This is a genomic window from Lysinibacillus sp. FSL H8-0500, assembly GCF_038051955.1.
GTDB lineage: Bacteria > Bacillota > Bacilli > Bacillales_A > Planococcaceae > Lysinibacillus > Lysinibacillus macroides.
The window spans coordinates 1,384,094-1,408,484 of sequence record NZ_CP150292.1 but is presented as its reverse complement, the minus strand read 5'-3'; the positions used below and the strand labels follow the sequence as shown (position 1 = coordinate 1,408,484).

General features: G+C 37.7%; 22 protein-coding genes and 4 pseudogenes. 7 read left to right on the top strand and 19 right to left on the bottom strand.

Going from position 1 to position 24,391, the window contains the following annotated elements:
* Positions 1 to 168 precede the first annotated feature (168 nt).
* From MHB44_RS06515 to MHB44_RS06460, 12 genes and pseudogenes are all read right to left on the bottom strand, one after another.
* Positions 169 to 1,305: pseudogene (locus MHB44_RS06515) on the bottom strand (IS110 family transposase); the annotation flags it as partial.
* 353 nt (positions 1,306 to 1,658) lie between these two features.
* Complete coding sequence (locus tag MHB44_RS06510) at positions 1,659 to 2,390, bottom strand: gamma-glutamyl-gamma-aminobutyrate hydrolase family protein (protein ID WP_341302044.1); 732 nt, start codon at positions 2,388 to 2,390, stop codon at positions 1,659 to 1,661.
* A gap of 34 nt (positions 2,391 to 2,424) precedes the next feature.
* The gene (locus MHB44_RS06505; RefSeq protein ID WP_341302043.1) at positions 2,425 to 3,177 is read right to left on the bottom strand and encodes a prepilin peptidase; all 753 of its coding nucleotides are present in this window, start codon (positions 3,175 to 3,177) and stop codon (positions 2,425 to 2,427) included.
* A gap of 64 nt (positions 3,178 to 3,241) precedes the next feature.
* A complete protein-coding gene (locus MHB44_RS06500) occupies positions 3,242 to 3,934 on the bottom strand; it encodes a hypothetical protein (protein ID WP_341302042.1) in 693 nt (230 codons plus the stop codon).
* Complete coding sequence (locus tag MHB44_RS06495) at positions 3,931 to 4,524, bottom strand: hypothetical protein (protein WP_341302041.1); 594 nt, start codon at positions 4,522 to 4,524, stop codon at positions 3,931 to 3,933. Before MHB44_RS06495 ends, MHB44_RS06500 begins: the two co-directional genes overlap by 4 nt.
* Positions 4,524 to 5,498, bottom strand: coding sequence for a pilus assembly protein PilM (pilM, locus tag MHB44_RS06490; RefSeq protein WP_341302040.1), 975 nt, complete (start codon positions 5,496 to 5,498; stop codon positions 4,524 to 4,526). Before pilM ends, MHB44_RS06495 begins: the two co-directional genes overlap by 1 nt.
* A 115-nt stretch (positions 5,499 to 5,613) precedes the next feature.
* Positions 5,614 to 6,102, bottom strand: coding sequence for a prepilin-type N-terminal cleavage/methylation domain-containing protein (locus MHB44_RS06485; RefSeq protein WP_341302039.1), 489 nt, complete (start codon positions 6,100 to 6,102; stop codon positions 5,614 to 5,616).
* A gap of 60 nt (positions 6,103 to 6,162) precedes the next feature.
* Complete coding sequence (locus tag MHB44_RS06480) at positions 6,163 to 6,639, bottom strand: prepilin-type N-terminal cleavage/methylation domain-containing protein (RefSeq protein WP_341302038.1); 477 nt, start codon at positions 6,637 to 6,639, stop codon at positions 6,163 to 6,165.
* 129 nt (positions 6,640 to 6,768) lie between these two features.
* Positions 6,769 to 7,974, bottom strand: a complete 1,206-nt coding sequence (locus MHB44_RS06475) for a type II secretion system F family protein (protein ID WP_341302037.1) — start codon at positions 7,972 to 7,974, stop codon at positions 6,769 to 6,771.
* On the bottom strand, positions 7,971 to 9,017 hold the full coding sequence (locus MHB44_RS06470; RefSeq protein WP_341302036.1) for a type IV pilus twitching motility protein PilT: 1,047 nt from the start codon (positions 9,015 to 9,017) through the stop codon (positions 7,971 to 7,973). The genes MHB44_RS06475 and MHB44_RS06470 overlap by 4 nt, the downstream gene beginning before the upstream one ends.
* A gap of 11 nt (positions 9,018 to 9,028) precedes the next feature.
* Positions 9,029 to 10,699, bottom strand: a complete 1,671-nt coding sequence (locus MHB44_RS06465) for an ATPase, T2SS/T4P/T4SS family (protein WP_200908517.1) — start codon at positions 10,697 to 10,699, stop codon at positions 9,029 to 9,031.
* A gap of 18 nt (positions 10,700 to 10,717) precedes the next feature.
* Positions 10,718 to 12,049 carry a G5 domain-containing protein gene (locus MHB44_RS06460; RefSeq protein ID WP_341302035.1) on the bottom strand — a complete coding sequence of 444 codons (1,332 nt, stop codon included), beginning with the start codon at positions 12,047 to 12,049 and terminating at the stop codon, positions 10,718 to 10,720.
* 327 nt (positions 12,050 to 12,376) lie between these two features.
* Here MHB44_RS06460 and MHB44_RS06455 point away from each other — a divergent pair, with 327 nt between their 5' ends.
* Genes MHB44_RS06455 through MHB44_RS06445 form a run of 3 tightly spaced genes read left to right on the top strand, consistent with a single transcriptional unit; the run spans position 12,377 to position 14,570 of the window.
* The gene (locus MHB44_RS06455) at positions 12,377 to 12,847 is read left to right on the top strand and encodes a prepilin-type N-terminal cleavage/methylation domain-containing protein (RefSeq protein ID WP_341302034.1); all 471 of its coding nucleotides are present in this window, start codon (positions 12,377 to 12,379) and stop codon (positions 12,845 to 12,847) included.
* 5 nt (positions 12,848 to 12,852) lie between these two features.
* Positions 12,853 to 13,293 carry a prepilin-type N-terminal cleavage/methylation domain-containing protein gene (locus tag MHB44_RS06450; RefSeq protein WP_341302033.1) on the top strand — a complete coding sequence of 147 codons (441 nt, stop codon included), beginning with the start codon at positions 12,853 to 12,855 and terminating at the stop codon, positions 13,291 to 13,293.
* Complete coding sequence (locus MHB44_RS06445; RefSeq protein WP_341302032.1) at positions 13,290 to 14,570, top strand: hypothetical protein; 1,281 nt, start codon at positions 13,290 to 13,292, stop codon at positions 14,568 to 14,570. The genes MHB44_RS06450 and MHB44_RS06445 overlap by 4 nt, the downstream gene beginning before the upstream one ends.
* Before the next feature lie 76 nt (positions 14,571 to 14,646).
* Here the strand turns inward: MHB44_RS06445 and MHB44_RS06440 are convergent, their stop codons facing one another.
* Together MHB44_RS06440 and MHB44_RS06435 are read right to left on the bottom strand one after the other, a co-directional pair.
* Complete coding sequence (locus MHB44_RS06440; RefSeq protein WP_341302031.1) at positions 14,647 to 16,746, bottom strand: ABC transporter C-terminal domain-containing protein; 2,100 nt, start codon at positions 16,744 to 16,746, stop codon at positions 14,647 to 14,649.
* An 81-nt stretch (positions 16,747 to 16,827) separates the two neighbouring features.
* On the bottom strand, positions 16,828 to 17,079 hold the full coding sequence (locus MHB44_RS06435) for a phage holin (RefSeq protein WP_341302030.1): 252 nt from the start codon (positions 17,077 to 17,079) through the stop codon (positions 16,828 to 16,830).
* 313 nt (positions 17,080 to 17,392) lie between these two features.
* On the opposite strand from MHB44_RS06435, the gene MHB44_RS06430 reads away from it, so the two are divergent.
* The 4 genes from MHB44_RS06430 to MHB44_RS06415 all read left to right on the top strand — a co-directional run bounded on the left by MHB44_RS06430 (position 17,393) and on the right by MHB44_RS06415 (position 20,471).
* A complete protein-coding gene (locus MHB44_RS06430; protein WP_341302029.1) occupies positions 17,393 to 18,298 on the top strand; it encodes an AEC family transporter in 906 nt (301 codons plus the stop codon).
* 254 nt (positions 18,299 to 18,552) lie between these two features.
* Positions 18,553 to 18,915: a GntR family transcriptional regulator gene (locus tag MHB44_RS06425; RefSeq protein ID WP_341302028.1), complete on the top strand. Its 363-nt coding sequence runs from the start codon at positions 18,553 to 18,555 to the stop codon at positions 18,913 to 18,915.
* Positions 18,916 to 18,921: 6 nt separating this feature from the next.
* Entirely contained in the window at positions 18,922 to 19,779 is an 858-nt protein-coding gene (locus MHB44_RS06420; protein WP_341302931.1) for an ABC transporter ATP-binding protein, read from the top strand.
* On the top strand, positions 19,776 to 20,471 hold the full coding sequence (locus tag MHB44_RS06415; RefSeq protein ID WP_341302027.1) for a hypothetical protein: 696 nt from the start codon (positions 19,776 to 19,778) through the stop codon (positions 20,469 to 20,471). The genes MHB44_RS06420 and MHB44_RS06415 overlap by 4 nt, the downstream gene beginning before the upstream one ends.
* Before the next feature lie 92 nt (positions 20,472 to 20,563).
* Here MHB44_RS06415 and MHB44_RS06410 read toward each other — a convergent pair.
* The 5 genes and pseudogenes from MHB44_RS06410 to MHB44_RS06390 form a co-directional block, all read right to left on the bottom strand.
* A pseudogene (locus MHB44_RS06410) lies at positions 20,564 to 21,326 on the bottom strand (SDR family NAD(P)-dependent oxidoreductase).
* 70 nt (positions 21,327 to 21,396) lie between these two features.
* A pseudogene (locus tag MHB44_RS06405) lies at positions 21,397 to 21,924 on the bottom strand (aldo/keto reductase); the annotation flags it as partial.
* Positions 21,925 to 22,007: 83 nt separating this feature from the next.
* Positions 22,008 to 23,159, bottom strand: a pseudogene (gene tnpB, locus MHB44_RS06400) (IS200/IS605 family element RNA-guided endonuclease TnpB).
* Positions 23,160 to 23,262: 103 nt separating this feature from the next.
* Complete coding sequence (locus MHB44_RS06395) at positions 23,263 to 23,619, bottom strand: aldo/keto reductase (protein WP_341302026.1); 357 nt, start codon at positions 23,617 to 23,619, stop codon at positions 23,263 to 23,265.
* A gap of 21 nt (positions 23,620 to 23,640) precedes the next feature.
* The gene (locus MHB44_RS06390) at positions 23,641 to 24,387 is read right to left on the bottom strand and encodes an SDR family oxidoreductase (protein WP_341302025.1); all 747 of its coding nucleotides are present in this window, start codon (positions 24,385 to 24,387) and stop codon (positions 23,641 to 23,643) included.
* Between the last annotated feature and the right edge of the window lie 4 nt (positions 24,388 to 24,391).

Below are 24,391 nucleotides of genomic sequence, written 5' to 3'. Positions count from 1 at the left end.
GCCAAGCATATATCCTCTTTTTTCTGTGAAAATAAATAATGCCTTTGTTTTTTGAATATTATTAAGTGGACTAGGTCATTCTATAAATAACGAAAAAAGCCAATGAGAAAGCAAAGGTACCTGTCGGAAGGTATCTTGGTTTATAACTTTTGGTTTTTGGTTAAACGAAACCAATTGTGGTTCTTTATATGGCTCCTTGTTCAGTAGCATGGAGTAAATAATTCGAAGCATTCGATGCGAAATCGCAACGAGTGCTTTTTTCTTGCCTCTTCGTGCTGCGAGTGACCAATATTTGTTCGCTAACCAACGATTTCGACTTCTTGAAACTGCCCAAGCTGCCTCACACATGGCCGATTTAATGTGTGGATTTCCCTTAATAGAACGCGTACTTTTTCTTTTTCCTGCACTCTCATGATTACCAGGAGATACGCCTGCCCATGAAGCAAGGTGTTGTGATGTGGGAAACTGATTCATGTTTACACCGATTTCTGCAATGATAACTGCGGCAGTATCTTTTTTTATACCTGGAATTGTCATTAATAATTGAAGTTCTTCATGATAATTTTGTAATAGTTGATTAATCCGTTCTTCAATTTCTAAAACCAATGACTCCAAATATTCAATGTGTCGCCAAGATTGGCGAATAAGAAATAGTTGATGTTCATTGAGTGTTCCAAATAAAGAATCGGTAATCAATTGTTTTTTAGGGGCTAACCTTCCATGAATATTCTTTTCGACATCGGCTTCATCTACATAACCTTGTTCAATTAATCGATTTAGTAATTTACGCCCGGATACGCCAAATACATCTGAAATCACAGTACTTAGTTTGACATTTGAACTTTCTAATACTTTTTGAATGCGATTCTTTTCAGAAGTTAAATGACCAATCCACTTTTTCCGAAGTCTTGTTAAATCTCTGAGTTCTCGAATCTCCACGGGTGGAACAAAACTCTTTTCAATCAAGCCATGACGTAATAACTTCGCAATCCATTCTGCATCTGAAACGTCTGTTTTTCTGCCAGGAACGTTTTTGATTCGTTGGGCATTCGCAAGTGTACTATCAAAAAAGTCCTCCAAAATATTAAATACAGGTTTCCAATACACACCCGTACTCTCCATCGCAATATGTGTAACTTCATGGCTTTCTAACCATTTCAATAGACGAAACAAATCTTTCGTGAGCGTAGGGAAAGTTTCTGTTTCTTGATATACTTCGTTTTCGTGTCTCCCTTTTAAAACGCAAGCAACAATTGTCTCAGAATGCACATCTAAGCCTGCACAATTCTTAATAAATACCTCCATAAAAATCACTCCAAACAATAAAGATCACAAACAGTGAGTGAATTTGAAAATAAGCATTTTTCTGTACGTAGTCATCCGACTATCAAGTGGAGCTAACAAAGGGTTGAACACCAAATTCACTCAAACAGTTTTATGCCCAGGGTCTAAGCCACCAAAAAAAGCCGCGTCTTACATCCTGTTTGTGTCCCTACCATTATGGACAGGAAGAACTTATTTTCATGCCAGGGTTGGGAGAAGAAAGCTCATGATTGTTTTATGCACAAAAAGCTAAATAATAAAAACTCGAACGATTCCACAACACTCCATGCATGTTTCGTAGGATCATTCGAGTTTTAAATTTAGCGAAAAATTTTTTATCCTGCTATTTCCTTCCTCTTGAATTTCAAGCTAGCCTCAATAAACGCTGAAAATAGCCTTTGTGCATGTTCGTCTCCTACAGTAGCTAATTCCTCTGGATGCCACTGCACTGCTAAACAAAATGGCAACTCCTCGTACACTATTGCTTCGACAATACCATCACTTGAGGTTGCTGCTATTTTGCATTGATCAGCTAGCCTATTTACGGCCTGATGATGCAATGAATTTACGGCGATTTTTTCCTGTCCTATTATATCCATTAATAAATTATTAGCCGCTATTTGCACATAATGCGTTGCTACCGTTCGACCTGATTGTTGCGCATGCTGTAACAGCTTTGTACTGGCATACTCACTATCAATATCCTGATATAATGTTCCCCCTAAGGCAACATTTAATATTTGTAAACCACGACAAATACCGAAGATAGGCATTTTTCGCGTAATGGCTTCTTCAATTAAAGCCACTTCTACAGCATCTCTTGCTGGATGAACCTTGCCTATTGTTGGTGAAGGCTCTGCCTCAAATCGAAATGGATGGATATCATGCCCTCCAGATAATAATAAACCATCTGTCAGCGCTAAAATTTCTGCTACATCCTGCTCTACACCAATCGGAATAATCAGCGGTATTCCGCCAGCTTCAATAACGCTTTTACTATAGGCAGCATTTAATTGTGACGACAAATTATCGTCGACAAACGCTGTAATACCAATAATTGGTTTCACCCAATCCCCTCCATATTAATCAAAAATACAATCATTACCAAAACCCTAAATACCAATTTACGAACGAGTCACCATAGAAATAAACAAGTATTGCCGCTAAAGCAATTGATGGTCCAAATGGAATAGGTGTTTTTCTTCCCTGTTGTCGTTTCGTTAATATCAATACTCCGACAATCATACCAATAACGGCTGCTAAAAATAGCGTTAACAGTACATTCATTGTACCAAGGGCAAGACCAATTAAAAAGAATAATTTAATATCGCCTCCACCCATACCGCCATTTGATACAACAGCAATAGCATATAATAAAGCAAAGCCAACAGCCGCCCCTAAAAGGCTATCCCACCATGGTGTTAATGGTGACAGTACTCGCCCTATCACAAGAAAGGGTAAAAAGAATACTAGCACTTTATCGGGAATAAGCATATAAGCAAAATCGGATACGACAACAATCACTAATAAGGATATAAAGAACAAGGCGACCATTAATTCGACGCCCCAGCCTAGCTGCCAATAGGCAAAGGCAAATAATACACCTGTTAGCAATTCAACCAATGGATAGATCCACGAAATTCGATAACCGCAGCTTCGACATTTCCCGCCTAAAAACAGATAGGACAAAACAGGCACTAAATCACGTGCAGTCAACTGTCTTTGACAATTCGTGCAATGCGAAGGCGGGTGGACAATGGATTCCTCTTTCGGTATTCGTAAGCCAACAACATTGTAAAAAGAACCAAAGACAAGCCCAAAAAGAAAAAACATAATTGCATAAACCATTTCCAACTGAATATCCCCCTAAATAAATAGACGCCCATACAGTTGAAGTATGGTGCGTCTATAAGTGTTATTATTGTTCACCTTCATAATAGAACGTCGTCACTTGAACTGTAGCCTGTAAGGTAAGATCCTCATTTTGCGTTAGCTGGTCTTGCTCGCCTGGCAGTTTAAATTCAATCTTATCCGTTTTCATCACACGCTCTAATTGCTCAATCTCCTGTAAAAAGCTTTCGAGCGAAGCAAAATCAAGCGCTCCAACCTCTAAATTAAAGGTAATTAGCTTTAAATTAGCTGGCAATGAATCTGTTGAAAGAGATGCAAGTGGCGTACTTTCCTGCTCTTCCGTCTGTTCACCATTGACCTCTGCTTCAGCTTTCTCCAGCATATTGAGATCCTCTGATACATCTGCTTCGGAAGGAGCTTCACCATCGTTATTGACCGTTAATGAGGCAATGCGCGTACCTGTCACTTCCTCAATCTCTGCTAAATCAAGGATAATTTTTTCCACTGCCCTTGTTGCAGGCAGCTTCTGTCTTAGTGTTAAAATATTGACTGTGGGCTTGCCTTGCTCCTTATCCAATTGCTCAAGCTGTTTGTTGACATTCGAAATTTCTTGCTGGATCTGTGAGACACTCGTTTCTCTTTCTGCCACCTCATCTAGCTTTGGTAATAACAAATAATAATAGAATGCAAATAAAATAGCGGCTACTAAAGCAGCTAAAAGAATAATTGATGAATTTTTCCCACTTGTTAATTTATTCATGAGCGACGACCTCCAGCTAAATACATAAAGTCAATTGTCGCTGTAATAGACACAGAATAACGAGGAACCTCTTTAAACCTTTGCTCAGGCGTTAGTTCCTTCTGTTCACCAAGCTCAATCTCAAAGTTGGATACCGTATTAATTTGCGCATCTGAGAAAAAGTTACTCAATAAAAGACGCTCCACATAAGCTGATATATCGGTCATCGTTTCAAAATCTACTTCAATATTGACTGTATTTGCGCCAAAGGCATAGCTACGCAAATACGATTGAGCAGGTAATAAGATTCTCGTCTCATCAATAAGCGGTGTTACTGGATAGGAAACATTTTGAATAAAGGTCACCGATTCTTCTAATGAACCTTGATCGACACTTTTCCTTGCGTCCAGCTCCTCCTGTAATTGTTTAAGCTGTGCGGTTAATGCCTGTTCTTCAGCAGTTAAACGGGCTACATCATTTTTAGACGTAAAAAATAAAAATAGAAAATAAGCAATGATGATTCCAACCATTACTAGCATTAAGCCATAAAGAAGCTTGGGAGAAGCTTTTCTTTTTTCAAGCTGCGGTAAGAGGTTAATATCTGGAACCATTAATGAACCTCCTTTAAGGCTAAGCCAAGCAACGTTGAAAATTCTTTCTTAAAGTTTGGAAAAAACTGCTCGATCTGTGTACCATCAATAACTATCAATGGGGTATCTAAATTGGAAGCTAATAAATTGCCTATAGACTTCAGCAACGGATTGTCTCCAAGCATAATGATTTCATCCACTGTCTTTTCACCTTTATGGAGAGAAAATTTAAAGAAATTCATGATGCGATCAATCTCTAAAACTTGATCCATCACAACCATTTGGTATTCCTCTGTTTCCCCACTATAAATAAATTGATAACTAAATTCATCCTCCATTTTCCCTTGCCATTTTTCCATATCTATATCAATTGTTTGATAACGTAAAAATTCCACCTGACCATTGGAAAAGATACTTATGGAAAGTTCATTGATAGACCACTCTGCAATTAAATAGGTTTTATCAGGTGCGAGCAGTTTCATATGCGCCAGCAAGCGAATATTACATAAAGCCCGAATATCAGCAGCTTCAGGCTCTAACGAAACATCTAACAGCATCCCGACCATTTTCGTAATCTCCTCAGAGGGGGCAGCAAATAAGACAGCCTTACCATCCTCCGCATCCGCATCATACACATCAATAAGAGGATCCTGAAAGGGTAAATGAATCGAATGCCCCAGCTCCATTTCAGCATAACCACGTAATTCTTGTGGCTGTACATCCTTCGGGTGCTCAAAGGTTTTTAATAGCACTGTTGTATCAGGGACAAACATACGCACAGCTGGTTTTTTACCTGTCCATTTCACCACCTGCCCCTTAATAATCTCAAAAAGAGCCACCTCATCCATAATGGTGCCATTTTCAACAATACCAGCGACTAAAGGATACTCATAGGCTTGCCACTGACTAGGCTCTGGTCCTTTCGCCACAATCGCACGCAGCACATAATCCTTTAATTCAATCGAAACATGCGATTTTCTTTTTCTCTTAAACATGAGAAAAGACCTCCCTTCCTACTTCAGTATAAAGGATTTTTCCAATTAGTCATCCATTTCCCACACAGAAACGCAAGAAAATTTACGTTTCTGGATGGGTTGGGATGACTAATTATTAACTGCCATCTCCTGAAGGTGTTGGTGTTTCGGTTGGTTTACCGCCCGAATTTGTTAATGCTGTATTAAGTGTTGTTTCAGGTACTGGAGTTGTACCATTAGCTCCACCAACTTGGAGCTCCGTGTTTTTAATCTCTCCAAATCTACTATACGTAACTGCCCATCCTTGACCAGTTCCCGTAGGAGTATAAGTAACAGAGACTTCATACTTAGTGAAGTCAATACCATCTACAAAACCTGCTAAATCATCTTCGTTACATGTATTATCATCGCATTCACCATCCAGATGAGCAATCTTTGCTCCAGCTAGAATATTTGATCCTTCTGCTAAAATCGCACGGTCTCTGGATTTGTTAATAATATTACCAATAGCAGGTACAGCGATTGCTGCTACAATTGCTAGAATCACGATAACAGCTAATAGCTCAATTAACGTTAAACCTTTTTGATTCTTTAACAATTTTTTGTTTAATAGCTTCTTAAACATAGTTATTTCCCCCTTAATTTATTTTTTTATATGAAGTGTGTATCCACAAGCTTCTGAAAATTATGACGAGCCTGCACAATCTCGCCCGATACATCTGCCACCGTAGCCTCTACTGCCCTTGCGAATATCCTCTGCAATATGCTCGATGGTAGCATTGTCAAAATTAATATACTTTTCTTTGCTATAATAAATGGCATGTGCATTTAAATAATAGACACCATTTATAAATTGGACATTGGCAGTTTGCCCTGGCCTATCAGCATCTAATATTTTACCTGCACTGTCTAAATAACCATCCGCTACTAATTGTTCTACCTCAACCATTTGCCATTGATCAGCAGTTGGATGATCCATAAAATAAAACTGTGCGGCATGAAGCACACTGATGGCGTCTGCCTTTAAAGCCTTGTAACGTGAGTTATCAATGATATTCCCTATGGCTGGAATTGCAATGGCTGCAACTACAGCAAGGATCACAATAACGGCTAACAGCTCGATTAATGTCAAGCCTCTTTCGTTCTTTAGCACATTTCCCATGTCCAGCCTCTCCTTTAATACTTAGCTGTGAATAGATACCTAACCTTCCACTTTCTGTTGTGAGCATCATCAAAGTAAGTATTTTCCATTAAGCGGAACAAAAGGGCATCCATCTAATCTTTGTAGACATTACATATTTTCGTATAATTGGAACATCGGTAAGAAAATTGCCGCTACAATTACACCTACCACAAGAGCAAGCACTACAATCATTAAAGGCTCAATCAGTGATTTAATTGTATCGACAGCACGGTTTACCTCTTCCTCATAAAAATCGGCAATTTTTTCAAGCATATAATCTAAGGCGCCAGTTCGCTCTCCAATGGAAGTCATTTGCGTAACAAGGGGTGGAAATAGCCAGCTTTTTTCAAGTGGCTCGGATAATGTGCCACCCTTTTCTAAGTTATCACGTGCCTCTAGTACCACCTTACCAATAACTGGGTTCTCACCGATTTTTTCAACAATCGTTAGGGCTTGTAAGATCGGCACGGAGCCGCTAAATAATGTGGCTAAGGTTCTTGTCATTCTCGCTATTACATCCTTTTGCAAAAGCTGCCCAAAGATAGGCATACGTAGTAGAAAAAGACTCATAGCATAATGAAACTCTTTATTATTATTATAGAAAAAGCGAAAACCAATTACTGCTGCCACCAAAGCAAGTAAGACAAGTAGCCAAAATTGAATAAGCCAGTCACTAATACCTACAATAATTACGGTAATTAATGGCAATTCTAAATTCATTTCCCTAAATGCATCCATAAAGGTCGGGACAATAAAAACCATTAAAAATATACCAACTACCACTGTTAGCAATGATAATAAGGCTGGATATGTCATCGCAGATTGAATTTTCTTCTTAATGTTATATTGTTTTTCAAGTGTGCTGGCTAAGCGATCTAATGTATCGTCTATACTACCTGTTGCCTCACCTGCACGCATCATATTGACAAAGAGCAACGGAAAGACCTTTGGATGCTTTGCTGCTGCGTCTGAAAAAGCCAGCCCATTACGAATATCCTCTTCAACCTGCATCAATGCCCGCTTTAGTGGTTTACTACGTGTTTGCTCCCCTAAAATATGCGTAGCCTCCACGACAGAGACACCTGCACGAATTAAGGTGGCATATTGCCGACAATAAATAACAAAGTCTTGATGCTTTACTTTTACACCAATAGCAATCTCTTTATGGAAGATGCTATTGGACTCTTGCAGCTCTCGTGCATTGATGCCCTGCGCTCGCAGCTTTTCCATTGCAACATTTTTATTGGGAGCCTCAATAATGCCCTTTTGAGGCGCGCCTGTTTTTGTACGACCACTATAACGAAATACCGTCAACTATAATCACCAGCATTCATATAGGGTCGTGCATCCTCTAATGAAATTTTCCCTGTGGCAATTAAATGCTGCATGGAGGATTCTAAGGTGTGCATACCCAATGCTTTACTTGTTTGCATTACACTTGGAATCTGATGGATTTTTTCATTACGAATTAAATTAGAAATCGCAGGCGCCTGCACTAAAATTTCTGTTGCCGCAACACGCCCTTTGACATCCTTACGCACAAATAAACGCTGGGATACAATGCCCTGTAGTACATTGGCAAGCTGTACACGAATTTGCCCTTGCTGGTGTGGCGGAAAGACATCAATAATACGGTCAATGGTCGTTGGCGCACTACTTGTATGAAGCGTAGCCATTACTAAATGTCCTGTTTCAGCAGCCGTAATCGCTGTTGAGATTGTTTCATAGTCTCGCATTTCCCCTACTAAAATAATATCGGGGTCTTGACGCAAGGAGGCACGTAAGCCATTGGCAAAGCTCATGGTATCAACACCAACCTCACGCTGATTGATCACTGACTTTTTATGTGTATGCAAATATTCAATTGGGTCCTCTAAGGTAATAATATGTTTAGATCTTGTTTCATTAATATAATCAATCATAGCTGCTAGTGTTGTAGATTTACCAGAGCCAGTAGGGCCTGTTACTAAAATAAGTCCCTGTGGCTTTTCCGCAAGTCGGTATAGCACCTGCGGCATATTTAGTGCCTCAATAGAAGGGATTTTTGCTTCGATTAAACGAGCGGCTATTGTGACTTCATTGCGCTGATGATAGGCATTAACACGGAATCGACATTTCCCAGGCAATGAAAAGTTAAAGTCCGTCTCTCCCTTTTCTTCAAAATCCTGTTGTTTATGCACAGGTAGAATAACCTTGATCATTTCCTTTAAATCTTCTGATTCTAGTGGCACTGTGCCATATTGCTGTAGCTGCCCATTGATACGGTATACTGGTGGTATACCCTTTGTAACATGTAAGTCTGATGCTTTTTCCTCAAATGCATATGTTAATAACTCAACAATTGAATACGCGGTCATTTCTATCACCCCTAATCTGCACTGGCAACCCGTAAAATTTCTGCTGTGGTTGTTTGACCCTCCACAACCTTTAATAGTCCATCTATTAATAATGTGGAATAGCCTTTTTCCTTCATATAATCCTGTAAAACCATATCTCCCGTACGGTTTAAAATCATATCCTTTACCTGCCGATCAATCGGGAGAATTTCATGGATTGCCATACGTCCCCGATAACCTGTATGGCTACATGCAGGACAGCCACGCCCTTTTTTCCCATGCGTAACACCTTCAATACCATTTTCCTCTAGTATTTCAAGCTCACGTGATGTAAACGCATATGGCTCTGCACAATCACGGCAAATTCTACGCACAAGACGTTGCGCCATAATACCTACAAGCGAGGAGGATAGCAAAAACGGTTCAATACCCATATCATGTAAACGAGAGATGGATTCTACAGCACTATTTGTATGCAGTGTGCTTAACACTAAATGTCCCGTTAGCGAAGCACGAGTTGCAATTTGCGCTGTTTCAAGGTCACGAATTTCTCCCACCATCACGATATCTGGGTCTTGTCGTAAAATGGAGCGCAAGCCAACTGCAAACGTTAAACCAACCTCTTCCTTTACTTGAATCTGATTGATGCCATCTAACTGATACTCCACAGGGTCCTCTACTGTAATAATATTCACACCCTCTTCATTTAGATGGGAAAGTGCTGCATACAATGTGGAAGATTTTCCTGACCCCGTTGGACCCGTAATAAGCATAATACCGTTGGGGTGGGCAATCATTTTTCTAAAAAGTGCCTCATTTTTTTCACTAAAACCTAATTTATCAATATCATTTGCTGCATTGGTTAAGTCTAAAATTCGCATAACCACCTTTTCTCCATAAACGGTTGGTAATGTGGCTAAACGAATATCGACAGGTCTAAAATTAACAGTTGTTTTAATCCGTCCATCTTGCGGGATACGATTTTCTGTAATATTGAGATTTCCCATAATTTTAATACGAGCCAGTACGACATTTTGCATATGCTTTGGCAATGACCGTTCAGTACGGAGCACACCATCTACCCGATAACGTACACGTAACTCTGTTTCCTGTGGATCAAAATGAATATCACTCGCGCGCTGTGCAACACCATTGGCAATAATTTGATTGACGAGGCGCACAATGGGTGAATCCTCGTTTTCGATTTCCTCTTGTGTTTCTGTAGTTGTGGCTGCTAAATCTAGCATCGCAGCATCCATAGATTCCTGCAAATCATAGTATTTCGTAATGGTACGATATAAATCATCTTTAGCTGCAATACTTGTTTCGATTTGACAGCCAGTTGCCATACGAACTTCCTCAATGGCAAAATAATCCATTGGGTCCTCCATCGCAATAAACAATTTATTCTTTTCCTTACGAATTGGCATAATATTGGTGCGCTTCGCCAGTTCAGCTGGAATTAATTGCAATAATTCAGGACTAATAGAAAATTGATTTAAGCTAATATGTGGAATACCAAGTTGGAATTCCAATACTTCAATTAACTGCTGCTCTGTTAAGAAATTTTCCTTAATTAGAAAATCTCCTAGCTTCTCATTTTTCGATTTAGTTGTTAATGCATGTTCTAGCTGCTCGACTGTAATAACGCCTGATTCTACAAGTAAATCCCCTAAACGCTTTCGTCCTGGCTTCATAGCCATTCCTATTACCCCCAATCGTTATGGACTTGTTTGTACAAAATTACCACCTTTATCATAGTAGCCATAGACAATTTCAGGTCCATCCTGTGGCTTAGATTCCTCTGCTGTCGAAGATTCTACATCAGGTAAGCCATTGCCATCTAAGTCTATTTCTAAATCAGGGTCTGATGTACCTACACCTGTGTTTTGTGTTGGTGCTGTAACAGTAGCAGGCTCTTTTGACGAACGTGTAATAATTCGATTTTGCGGCGCATAGTAATCTCTGCTAATAAACTGCTCCTCCGTTGCACCATTTTCCACAATAGAACGATAAACCGCCACGCGCGCTCCCTCTGTACCCTCTTGCTCAATACGCTCTTGCCCAGCCTTTAAATCATCGGAATAGCGATAAATAACACGTGGTTTCACAATTTTATCCTTGCTCACACGAACCGTAATATCCTTGTCTTTGACCGCTGCAAAAATTTCTATTTTCAATTGATTGCCTTCCATTGTTGCTTGTAATTTACCAAGCTGCTCAGATCGATTAATGAATTGCAGGTCTTTTGCTAAAGCAGCATCCATATCCGCTTCTATCCCCTGCTGCAAATAAGGCGGACTTTCTTGCTGAGAATGTCGTTCTAAAATTTCATAGTCTGTTTGAAGAAGCACACTATATAACGTGGATGCCACAAAATCTAAGCCAGCATCATTCACAGCACCTACCTGCTCCCCTAGCAGCGTCAATAAGGAAAACGCTTGGTTTGGTACAAGGACGACATCATTTAATAATGGTATAACTTGAGCAACGCCCTTTTCAGCGGCTGGCAAATCGGCCATTTGAAAGGCTATTCTTTCCCCAGCCTGCAGCATTGCATCATCTATCGCAGCTTCAACCTTATGCTCCTTTAAATAGCTTGCCTGCATAAGTACTTGTTGAAGCGTTTTATCTGTATCCCAAATACCCACCTGCTCTATTTGCTGAACAGCAGCAGCATTGAGCTTTACCGGAATTGGAATATGTACAACCTTCTCCTTTTGCCAAAATGCATACCAAGGTTTTTTTGTGAGGCTTTCATACTGAGTAATGGCTGCCGAAACATCAAAAATTAATTGATCAGCCTGAATGGTTTGTGAGGCATCAGCACTACTAATAACTATTTCCGTCTGCTGCCAATCTAAAACCGCTTGTTCTAATATTGTTAATAAATCTGAATGGTCATCTGTCTCGACTTTTATTCCACCAATTGTTGAATTTTCAGCATTATCATTGGCAAAAACTGTATCATTTAACACAAATGATGGAATAAATATCCCTACGATTAGAACAATTGCTAAAAACAAGCTAATTATTTTTATGTACGTCTTCATTCGCATCATCCTTTAATTAAACTTTTAGAATTTCTTGTATATAAAAATGATACTACAACTATAGTATTTTGACACTACCAAAAATGCAACTTTATTCCGATTTCGTTTATAATATTTACATAAAAATTCGAAAATAATTCGGTAATTAGTTATAAAGACCTATAAATAAACTTAAATTTCATTCGATACATGTTTAGAATTTGTTATAATAGCCTTGATCATTAATTTTTATCCAGTTACCCCTATGAGCGTATTGGCATAGGAAGAAATGTTTAAAAATCATATAATAACAAGCTGAAATAAATTAAAATAGAGAGGGGTTAAAAAGTGAATTCTAAAAAATTATTAAATGAACGGGGTATGTCTTTAGTGGAAGTTGTTGCCGCTATTGTATTATTAGCTATTATTTTAGTTTCTGTTATCAATCTACTTCCACAAATAGGATTGAAAAGTAAACAAAACGAAGATAAACAAGTAGCAGTAAATTTAGTAACTAAAGAGCTAGATTGGTGGCAATCAACGCTAGAAGGTGAACTCACTAACCTATTAGCTAATCCCGATGGTACATTTTCCTTTATTGAACCTAGTGACACGCTTATAAACGATGGCAATACCATTACAATTCAAACAGCTACAACCAAATCAATGACTTCAAAATATACAACTGAAGTAAAAATAATGAAAATACCCGATTTAGATACATCACCTAAAAAAGCTAATCAAATTGGTGTTTTTATCTATAAAAATAATTCAATTTTGGTAACCGAGAATTATGGCTATGTCTTTTATGAAGGGTGAGGATAATGATAATTAAAAATCAACGAGGGCTTACTTTAGTAGAGGTGTTAGCATCAATCATTATTTTGTCTTTAGTTACTATTCTAGCTTGGAATATATTCTTTCAAGGTACAAAATATTCACAGAAAACTATTTCTAAAAATCAGATGCAGCAAGAAGCTAATGTTATTATAGCTAATTTAAATTCTATCCATAAGCGCTCTAGAGAATATAGTGTTTCATCTAGTGATTGTAGACTATCAGTTGTATACACTGATCAAAACAGGACAGAAAAAGAGGAAATCTTTGAAAATAGTCAAATGTGTATACAAGCTAATGCTCTTACTGTAATCCCTAAAACTTCTAATGCAGAAGTACATTTAATAATTGAAGAAAAGAATAATCCTAACAATACAATTGAAATCAATACTCTATTAAGCCGCTTAAAGGAGGAGGAGAAAGAATGAAGCGTATTATAAATAATGATAAAGGCTATGCATTAGCATTAGTATTAATTATTTCTATCGTATTCACGCTAGTTTTTTTATTATTTTTAGCAATTTCCTCCAACACAACAAAACAAAATAACATTGTAGAAAGTACATTTCAATCCCAATCAATCGCAGAAATGGGCGCAAGTTATTTCCAACATGCCATGACCAATGAAATCATTACTCGTCAAGATAAAATTATTCAAAAAGTATTAACCAACAGAGAACAAGATATTAAAAATGGGATCATTAATGGAGATGAATACTATATAAGTTCAGTAATTGGGGAAATGGAATCGGAATTAAAAGGTGAGGCAATTCCATCTTTAAATACTAATATGACTATACATTCAAATTCACAAAACCATTTTGAAATTGATTCTATAGAATTTCCATCAGAAGATAAGATGCTAGTTATTAAATTTATAAGTATAGGATATGATGAAGCTAAACGTATGGAAATTGGTGGAACAGTTACAGCCGATTTCTCTGATATGATTGACCCAACAGCTAATAATGAAACTGAAGAAACAATTATTACAGGCAATACAATTCCTGATCCAGGTACAAATTTAGATATTTGCTCCACTGGAACAAGAGCAGATTTATCCAACAAGCATTGTCAAATCAATGGAGATATTAGTTATCATCAAAATGATGAATTAAGATTCAACAACTCCACCTATCGAGTAAGTGGAAGTCTTAATGTTCCTAATATGAATTACTCTAGCTCTAACTCAACACTTTATATAGTTGGCAGCTTGAATGGTCAAAACTTAAATACAATGACGAATGTAAAATTGCATATTGGTGGTTCACTTAATATAAGTCAGCTTAATGGTCGTATAGTTGACTCAGTTATTGAAGTAGCAGGAAGTACTACTTTACATGGGAATTTAGATAATCTAAATAACTCCACTATATACATCGGTGGGAGTTTTATGATGGCGACAATAAATCAAATTACAAATTCAACTATATATGTTGGTGGAGATGCACATTTCTATCAACATATGAATCTTGGTAGGAATGCAACGATTTGCGTTGATGGAGATTTAATTATAGGAAACAATTTAAGTACAGGAAACATCAATAATAATTCAGGCGGTACTAGTAAAATTTATGCGCGTAGTAGCAGACATCAAGCTGTTATTACTGGCAATGCTGAATTCGAAGCTGCTTGTTTAGGGGGCGGTAGTCCTACTGTAAATCCTGATTTCAGTCCCCCTATTGAATATGAATATTCTTATTAATTAGTGAATTATTTGTTAACAAATAAAGGTTATTTAGAGTAATGTATTTATGACCTCACTCTAAATAACCTCTTTTTTATTTCCGCAACAACCTACCTGACAATAGCATCCCAATACCACCAATTGTGATAAATAAGATGGCTCTAATTAATAAATCAAGGGCGGATAAGTCGAAGAAGATTAGCTTTATAAATGCAACGACTAAAATAAGAAAACCTGTTGTACGTAATGCTTTGAACTGATGGGTTGAACTAAGCCATAGAGCAATGCTAGCGGTTAGGAATAATGTTAGCGTTGTAAAGGCAATGCTTACTTTCCAATCAAGCATATGATTATACGTAAATTGTTGTACAAATCCTAAAATGGACACCATCGTTAGTACAATGCCTGATGTGACAATAGCATCTACATATTTCGCAATATGCTTTTCATATAAGCAATAAATATAGCCTTTGACAATAATATCTATAACAATTGCTACAATCACAGCAAGGTAAATGATTCTTGTTCCAAGATTTAAGCTTTCCATCATTGCTGGCTTTGTGCCGATCATAATCGCAAATAATAAGAAAAATGCACCAAGCACTGGTGTTAAGGCACGCCCTTTATAGTGCTCCTGTACAAACAGTGACCCTGTAAATAACGCTGCCAATGCAATACACATCATATACGGAACATTATCCGTGCTAACAATATAAGCTGTATCTAGCTTGCTAATATACGCTAAGAAGTAGCCTACTGTGATAACAGCTAAAATATCAATTATATATAAATCTTTCATAACCTTTTCAAAAGACGATAATACCTCTTTTGGACGTCTTGCATATATATAAATCACAACAAGATATACAATGGGCATCACTAGGCTTAAATGGTCAATGCTAAAGAATGGTACTGGTTCATGGAAGATAAAGTTAAGCACCAACGTGATGATAAAGCTACCCGAACTTACAACCTTCATCATACTTGCACGTAAGCGTAAGCTCATCATGACACCTGCAAAGGTAATAAGTAGGTAAAGTAAATCTTCTACATTATTTGGTATATTCATAATTAAAAGTGCATTACATAAAATAACAAATGCAAGCGTAATCGCACTATCAAATACTTCCTGCCACTTTTGTCGGTAACTGTATGCAGCTACAGCAGCTAATAAACCTATAAAGATAAATAGTAACCATTCCCCTCCATTAAGAGAAGGGATTATTAAGTTCATTAATAACAAACTAAATGTACTCAATGTAAAATAACAGCCAATGTGGAGTGGTTTCCATTTAGATTGTGCATTATATAAAAGACACCAGCTTGCATAAAAGATTGCTAAAATAGCAAGCAGACCTAGTGAAAATACAAGTCGTTGCTCATAGTTCATAAATGCTACAATACTTACAGCAACGACAGAGAAAAATGTTGCCACATAAAGTGCTAGCTTTTGCTTATGCTGATAAATCACCATTTGTAGCATCGCAAATAACACGATAACAAAGGTTGAAATAATAACAGCGTTAAAATCCATATATTCTAGTAAATACGGTAATAATAAAGAGGTAAATGCAACAAATATAGTAAGTGCTTCGTTTTTCTTAAAATAACTAATGGCAATACCATAGCCAATATAAACAAACGTAATCCCAAGAGCTGGTGTTAAAGCGATTATGTTATATAAAATAGCGCTAGCTGCTGTTGTTAAAATACCAACAATAAAGGCTCCACCATATAATGAAATGGTAATGGCAGATGAGCCTGCTTTTTTGCGCTCTAGTGCATAGGCTATGGCTGCTAGCCCTACTGATAATGCATAGGCGAGGATGATTTTTACATCATTCGATAAATAACCATAATCACTAACAAGCTTTAGTCCCCAAAGCACCCCCATTACTAAAATAACCATAAAGACCTTTGGAAGTGCCCACATAACACGTTCCTCCATCGTTGGCTGTGGTTGCACCTCTTTTGGTGATACTTTAGCTTGCTTTGGTGCAAGTTCTGGTTTATTCAGTGGTTCTCGTGTTGGTTTTGGTATTACTAGTTTTGCCTGCTCAATCATTGTTTGTCTGGCATCAAGTGTGTTTATTTTCTCAGAACCTTGCGTATGTTTTAAACGCTGTAATTCCTGACGTAAATCCGCCATCTCCTCTTCAAGCTTAGCAATTCTTCGCTCCAATTCAAGGGACATGCAATCACCCTCCCTACTCTATCAATTTTTTAACATTATAACATATACAGTTGAATTGTAAAATTACACTTTTTGTTTATTTTATCTTGGTCTCCGATACATTAAAGCCCGTTCACTATCACTCGTGCCCTTTGTTGTTGGATCTACAACTACACCTAGTAGCACAAGAATGGATAAAACTGTATTAAAAATAGAAGAAATTTGATCTCCCATTGCGTTTGTTAATTCATAGCCAAAAATAGCTGCTACCTGCTGTGCAAGTAAGAGTAACAACGAAAATAGCCCTAGTAAAAATGGTATATGTTGAAGACGAACCTTCCAGTTAATTCTCATAAAAGCTCACCTCCCCCCTTTAGCTACAGTATATGCACAGCATTTCTAGCACATATATGCAAAAATGGAGATGTTACAATCTATTTAAAGATTTTTAATAATATTTTGCGGTTTATACGATTAAGAGAAGACTTATAACAAGAGGGTTCTTTATCGTTCTATAGCCCTTTTTGCTAAGAAAGAAACATGTTGCGAAAGATCAGAGAATGCTATGCTTACCCATGAAAGAAGATTATTAATTTTCTCTTTACTTCTTTAAAAAAAGTGCAATAATGAAAAGATAATTATTTCGCAAGTCGAAGGAGAAAGAATCATGTCATTATTTTTAATTATTTTGCCAGCACTCGTTATCTTTTTGATCGGCTTCATTGCACAAAAGGTAATTGGCTTTGACATCAAATCAATTTCTGCGATGTCACTATACATATTGTCGCCATGTTTAGCCTTTCGAACATTTTATACAAACAATCTAACATTGGATTATGTTTATATAATGATCGCTGCGCTATTGCTAAGCTTTACATTATTGATCATTACATATATCGTTGCAAAAATAACAAGAGCAAATCAATCTGAAAGCTCTGCGCTTATGTTAAGTAGTGTTTTTATGAATAGTGGCAATTATGGGGCTCCTGTTGTACTATTTGCACTTGGCCCTGCAGGATTTGATTATGCTGTTATTCTTATGGTGCTTCATTCGCTGCTAATGAACACGCTTGGTATTTTCTTTGCGGCCCTTGGTGGACAAGAAGGCGGTGGGCATAAGCAAGCATTGCATAGTGTCGTACGCATGCCTGTGCTCTATGCCGCAATATTAGGCATGTTTTGTCATTGGATCGGTTTAGAGCTATCCGCTCCTTTTCAAGATGCACTTGAGCTTGTATCAAATGCGACAATTCCTATTATTATGCTTGTGTTAGGGATGCAGCTTGCGGTTATTTCTCGTAAAAGGGTGATATATCGCTTTGTGATTGGTGCTAGTATTATACGGATGGTTGCTTCCCCTCTTATAGCTGTGCTTATTTTATCGTTTTTACCATTAAATAATTTAGCGAAAACCGTGTTTATTATTCAAGCGGCAATGCCGGCAGCCGCCAATACAACGATGCTTGCTTTACAGTATGATACAGAGCCTGACCTCGTATCATTTACAACACTGGTAACGACAATATTAAGCATTCTTTCTTTACCAATTGTGTTGTATTTCGTTGGCGTTTAAGACAACTGAATAAATCAAATAAAGCCAAACCATTGCGAAACTATAAGCTAACGTTTCGCAATGGTTTGGCTTTTATCATAGAAAAATTCTTAGAATCAGTGACCTTATCTATTATATCGTTATATTTTTATATCATCTGCATTCAACATTTCATACGGTTTTATATGGTAACTAAAAAATCTTTTGACATCTGAAATACTCCATTATATAGTTAGTTACATAAGTAATTAACCAACGAACAAGTGAGGTGGATTGTGATTTATTCTTTAACTAATGAAAAGCCTATTTTCCAACAAATTCGTGAACGGGTAGAGGATGCTATTTTAGATGGACAGCTACAGCCTGAAGATCGCATTCCATCCACAAATGAATTTGCAAAGGAATACCAAATTAATCCTGCTACTGCTGGGAAAGGCGTGAATGAGTTGGTGGATAAAGGGGTTATTTATAAAAAAAGAGGTGTAGGCATGTTTGTGCATCCCAATGCGAGAGAAATTTTAGTTGCTGAGCGTAAAGAAAATTTCTTACAGCAGCATATTGAGCCATTGAAGAAAGAGGCTCGACGTCTAGGTATCTCAAATGAAGAACTACAAAAAATGCTACAGGGAGGTCAATAAAGGAAAATTGAAGTAAAGGATGTTGTAAAGTCCTATAAGCATAAAACCATTTTAAAAAATGTCACCTTTACAATGGAGGGTCCAAAGATTATTGGACTATTGGGGCATAATGGCGCTGGAAAAACAACCTTTTTAAACTTATTAGCAGGACTGATGGCAACAACAAGTGGCACTATTTTAGTGAATGGTGAAAATGTTTTTAACACCCCTTCTACGTTACGTGATATTTGCTTTATCGCGGAGAGTGGCAACTTTCAAGAGGATATGACCATTGCGCAAGCTTTAAAGGCAAACAGCTTTTTCTATCCAAAATGGGATGAGGCGCTTGCACAGGAATTGCTACAAGTATTTGCGTTAAACCCAAAAGATAAAGTACGCAACTTATCAAAGGGTATGGTATCTGCACTTGGCATTATTACAGGCTTTGCTAGCAATGCTGCTATTACAATCTTTGATGAACCGTATATCGGCTTAGATGTTGCCGCACGTAGTATGTTTTATGATTTACTGATTGACCAGCAAATTGACAATCCACGATTATATATTTTATCGACACATTTAATAGATGAGGCTAGCGAGCTATTTGAGGAAATTTTTATTATGCAAGAAGGCAAGCTATTGCTGCAAAAAACGACTGATGAATGGCATAAGCATATTGTTGCGGTTAAGGGCAATGCCGCTGATGTTACTACAGCTATAGGTGACTTAGCCATTATCCATCAGCATATGTTTATGCAAGAAATGACTGCGATTGTTCATACAGATGGTCAGCCAATCCAAGGTCACAATCTAACACTTGAATCGGTTTCCCTGCAAGATATGCTTGTGTATTTAAGTAAACAGAAGGCGAGGTCAGGAAAATGAGTACAGTAAAAGGAAGCTTTTATGTCCTATTTCAAAGCTATAAGAAACACAATATTATTTTTTGGAGTATTTTATTCTCCATTATACTGTTGTCATTTTTCTTAGATGCATTTTTCGGTCAATATGTATCATTCGCTATGACAATATCAATACCTGTTTATATTTTTTATAGTTCAATGGCAGCTAAGTTTTTAACAAAAACCTTACCTTATTTTCTAAAGCTTGGCTTAAGTCGCCAGCAATATATGTTGAATATTGGACTCTTTTTTATTAGCTGGAGTCTTATGGGAGCCTTCGTTATTGCATGTGTACATCAAATTGTTGTTTATGTTTCCAGCCTATACAGTATAAAAGATATTATTATCATTCATCCAACGTTATTCTTTGATGTCTCCCCTTCATTTTTACAAATGATGGCATTGGATACAGTTTTATTGTTATTTTGCCTTAGTTCTGGACTTCTGTTAAACGTTGTTTTTTATCGTTTAGGCATTGTAGGCGGCTATAGCTTTCTTGGACTACTTGCGCTAATACCGATTGTTATGATTATTTTTGACTGGTATTCCCCCCTATTTAACTTCCTGTCAAAGTCATCAGCCGCAGTACTTATTGGAGGGCTACTTATTTGGAGTATTATACTATACCTTACGATTACAGCCAGCATGCGTAAGGTCTCTGTAAACCCTGCATAAAATAAAACACCTCAAAAGTTAAACAGTGACACTGACTTTTGAGATGTTCATTGTTGGCTGAGTGAGTACTGTTAGGAAATTTTATCTATATTCTACACCTTGTTAAACTCCCTAAATGGAAAAATTGGATTTTTAAGATGGAACGTATAGGTAGCTTCATCTACATTCCCTACAATGCTATCACTATCATAAAGCTCGATTAAAAAGCCAGCCATTTCTTCTGCTGTATGAAACTTAGGAAATTGTCCTTCATATTGAAATGCATCTATCTCCAAGGAATGCAGTTCAAATTCTGTTGCTGTCACAGCGGGGGCTAACACTTTCGCTCGTAGCTTTGAACCTTTACTTTGCAGCTCTTGAGCCAAGCCTTCTGTGAATGCACTAACGTAAAATTTAGTTGCAGAATACGTCACAAAATTGGCTATCATCATATAGCCACCTGCTGAGGAAACATTTATAAGCTGTGCCCCTTCCACATTTTCATAGTCTCTGACAAATAAAGTGGAGAGGATGGTAACTGCTTCGATATTAACATGTAGCATTGATTCAATTTTAGCTAAATTTTGTTCTTTTACCGAGGCAAAGTTGCCAAATCCAGCACAGTTTATCCATGTTTCCAGCTCATATTTCTTTAAGGATTCATAAAGGCTATAGAGCTGCTTCGTCACTGATAAATCAACGGGCTTTACAGATTACATCTATAGTTTGACCAATCTTCTTTATTGCAGCTTTCAATGCCTCTAGCTTTTCTTCTCTGCGGGCTACTAAAATCAGATTTTTCTTACGCTCGGCAAAAGCTAATGCTGTTGCATAGCCGATGCCTGAGCTTGCCCCAGTAATCACCGTATATTTCATGGGCTCTCCTCCAGCTTTCATTAAATTAAAAAGAGGAAACCATATTCAATGCTTTCCTCCAAATATTATTCTATTGCTCAAATCGAATCGCATGGAGCCGCGACACTTCATCCAAGCTTCGAATATTTAATAGTAGGCTTTCCTCCAGATCCAATGTTTTAATTTGGTTCATATCTTCGCTACTTAATACAAAATCGTCGACATTGAAATTTTCCTGAATGCGTTCAAGACGAACCGATTTGGGAATAGTAATAATGGCATGTTGTCTAAACCATCTTAAAATAACTTGCGCTGGGCTTTTGCCATATTTTGCACCAATATCCGTCAATAGCTTATTCGTAAAAATACCGTTATTGCCCTCTGCAAAGGGAGCCCAAGCCATCGTTTGAATCGTATATTTTTGCATAAGAGCTCGCAGTGCTTTTTGTTGGGAAAATGGATGCATTTCAATTTGATTCACGGCTGGTACAATTTCGTGACTCAATAGTAAATCGACTAAACGATCCTCAAGAAAATTAGAGACACCGATCGCTTTAATTTTGCCAGCGCGGTATAATTCCTCCATTGCTCTCCAGCTACCGTGATAATCACCATAGGGCTATGGATTAAATTTGAACTACCTCCACTTAGTTATTGAAGTGGGGGATTCCTAAGAACACCAGCGTCACCGCCAGTTATGGATTAGGCTATCCCCGTAGTCCCTACGGTTAGCAGTCTTATTGCTTCATTTTTAAGATTTTGTCCTGCGTTCCTATCTCTATCGTGATGTGTGCCGCAAGAAGGGCAATCCCACTCGCGAAGATTTAAATGCTTAACGTCTTTGTTTTTGTGGCCGCAAGCTGAACATAGTTGAGAACTTGCAAAGGTTTTAGATACAGCCACTACCTGTTTGCCTTACCACTTTGCTTTGTACGCTAACATCGTTCTAAATTGCGACCAAGATACTTCGCTGATTGCTTTCGCTAACTTATGGTTCTTTAACATATTGGATACTTGCAAATCTTCGATACCGATGACATCGTGGTTTTTGATGATGTCAGTAGAAATTTTTTGCAAATAGTCTGTTCTTGCATGCGCTATTTTTTCATGAATACGCGCGACTTTCACCTTTTGTTTTTGGTAGTTTCTTGCTTCCTCTAACGACTTCTTTTGCTGCAATGCCATTTCTTTTCGCCTTGACAAAATACACTGTTCTTTCGCCAGTTTCTTTTCAAGTGAACGGAAAAACTTCGGATTTTTATACACCGTTCCAGTAGAAAGAATCGCAAAATCTTTAAGACCAACGTCCATACCGACAGAAGAGCCTGTTTTTTCTAATGGTTGCACGTCTGTTTCAGCAAGAATCGAGACAAAGTATTTACCACTTGGATTTCGTCTGATGGTCGCGTTAAGAATACGCCCTTCAACCTCACGACTTTTTGCAAACTTGACAAATCCAAGTTTGGGTAACTTGATTTTGTTTCCTACAATCGTAATATTGCCGTTCGTGTGCTTTGTTATGTAGGATTGTACTTTATTGTTTTTAGACTTGAAACGTGGTGCTTTATTCTGTTTCTTGAAAAATCGTGCATACGCATCCGCAAGGTTTTTAAGGGAGGATTGAAGCGCAATGCTGTCTACTTCTTTCAACCATACGAATTCTTTTTTTAACTGCGTTAATTCGGCAGAACATGAATGGTAAGTGAATCCTTTGCCTGTTTCTTTATAAGCATCCTTCCATTTTGCTAAAAAATAATTGAAGACAAAACGCGAACAACCGATTGTTTTAACCATGAGGATTTCTTGTTCTTTGTTTGGGTAGATACGGAATTTGTATGCTTTGTTGACCAACACACGAAACACCTCCCTCTTTACCCGAATGTTTGTTTCTATTTTAAACGAAAGGGAGTGGCTTTGGCTATCACCAACCGCCATTCATCGCCCCTTACGTATTCGGCTACGCCCTACACATTCCTTGAAGCGGACGTCTTCTGTCAGAAAACGATAAATCCAAATAGTCTGTTTGTAGGTTTTGCAATGTTTTTTCAAAGGATTTCATTGTTTTATCATAGCCAGCGTCTTGAATCCAAACCTTTGATGTAATAAATATTTCTTCTCTTGCAATGCCACTTTTCTGAATCGCTGTGCCAACAGCTTTTTCATTTCCGTAGCAAGCGGCTGTATCAATCATTCGATAGCCTGTCTGTAAAGCCTGTAGCACACTTTGCTCACATAGTGCTAAATCTGTAACTTGGAATACGCCAAACCCTAAAAGCGGCATCGTTACATCATTGTTTAATTGAATTGTATCCATTTTTATAGCCCCTTTACTTCGTTACCATGGCTGATTTGTTGGTCCAATCGTAAATTCATTGATATTGGTATCTTCTGGCTGATCAATGGCAAATGCAACAACATTGGCTACTCGCTCTGGGCTAATACCGTATTGATTGTATATGACATCAAAATCTTTTGCCGTTTTCTGATCTGTAATGGTATCTAGTAACTCGGTATTAATGGCAGCGGGATAAATAGTTGCTGTTCGGATATTTGTTCCTTCTTGTGCTGATTCCATACGCAGCACTTCCATTAAATCGCGGACAGCCCATTTTGTTGCACCATATACAGCGCCTCCAGGATAAGCTTTTAATCCAGCTACGGAGGAAGTTGTGATGACATGGCCGAATTTTTGCGTTGTAAACTCTGGAAGAACGGCTTCCAAACCATTTAACACACCCTTTAAATTGACATCTACCATTTGATGCCATTCAGCCGTTTTTAATTTTGATAACGGTGAGTTCGGCATTAAACCTGCGTTTAAAAAAATTACATCCACCTTACCAAATATAGCTTTTGCAAACGCAACTAATTGATGATTATCCTCAGCTTTGGTAACATCCATTACCTGGTAAACAGCTTCTCCACCAGCTTTTGTAATGCTATCCACCAATGTTTGTAATTTTTCTTCTCGACGAGCACCTACTACAATTTTGGCTCCCTTACTTGCCAATAGCTTAGCTGTTGCTTCCCCAATTCCAGAGGAAGCCCCTGTGATAATTACTACTTTATCCTTAATTGCCATTGAT

Bases quoted from the DNA above. Each gene is read 5' to 3' on its own strand.
- MHB44_RS06500 (WP_341302042.1), bottom strand. From the start codon at position 3,934: ATGAATAAATTAACAAGTGGGAAAAATTCATCAATTATTCTTTTAGCT.
- MHB44_RS06495 (WP_341302041.1), bottom strand. From the start codon at position 4,524: ATGGTTCCAGATATTAACCTCTTACCGCAGCTTGAAAAAAGAAAAGCT.
- pilM (WP_341302040.1), bottom strand. From the start codon at position 5,498: ATGTTTAAGAGAAAAAGAAAATCGCATGTTTCGATTGAATTAAAGGAT.
- MHB44_RS06485 (WP_341302039.1), bottom strand. From the start codon at position 6,102: ATGTTTAAGAAGCTATTAAACAAAAAATTGTTAAAGAATCAAAAAGGT.
- MHB44_RS06480 (WP_341302038.1), bottom strand. From the start codon at position 6,639: ATGGGAAATGTGCTAAAGAACGAAAGAGGCTTGACATTAATCGAGCTG.
- MHB44_RS06470 (WP_341302036.1), bottom strand. From the start codon at position 9,017: ATGACCGCGTATTCAATTGTTGAGTTATTAACATATGCATTTGAGGAA.
- MHB44_RS06465 (WP_200908517.1), bottom strand. From the start codon at position 10,699: ATGGCTATGAAGCCAGGACGAAAGCGTTTAGGGGATTTACTTGTAGAA.
- MHB44_RS06460 (WP_341302035.1), bottom strand. From the start codon at position 12,049: ATGAAGACGTACATAAAAATAATTAGCTTGTTTTTAGCAATTGTTCTA.
- MHB44_RS06450 (WP_341302033.1), top strand. From the start codon at position 12,853: ATGATAATTAAAAATCAACGAGGGCTTACTTTAGTAGAGGTGTTAGCA.
- MHB44_RS06445 (WP_341302032.1), top strand. From the start codon at position 13,290: ATGAAGCGTATTATAAATAATGATAAAGGCTATGCATTAGCATTAGTA.
- MHB44_RS06440 (WP_341302031.1), bottom strand. From the start codon at position 16,746: ATGTCCCTTGAATTGGAGCGAAGAATTGCTAAGCTTGAAGAGGAGATG.
- MHB44_RS06435 (WP_341302030.1), bottom strand. From the start codon at position 17,079: ATGAGAATTAACTGGAAGGTTCGTCTTCAACATATACCATTTTTACTA.
- MHB44_RS06430 (WP_341302029.1), top strand. From the start codon at position 17,393: ATGTCATTATTTTTAATTATTTTGCCAGCACTCGTTATCTTTTTGATC.
- MHB44_RS06415 (WP_341302027.1), top strand. From the start codon at position 19,776: ATGAGTACAGTAAAAGGAAGCTTTTATGTCCTATTTCAAAGCTATAAG.
- MHB44_RS06395 (WP_341302026.1), bottom strand. From the start codon at position 23,619: ATGGATACAATTCAATTAAACAATGATGTAACGATGCCGCTTTTAGGG.
- MHB44_RS06390 (WP_341302025.1), bottom strand. From the start codon at position 24,387: ATGGCAATTAAGGATAAAGTAGTAATTATCACAGGGGCTTCCTCTGGA.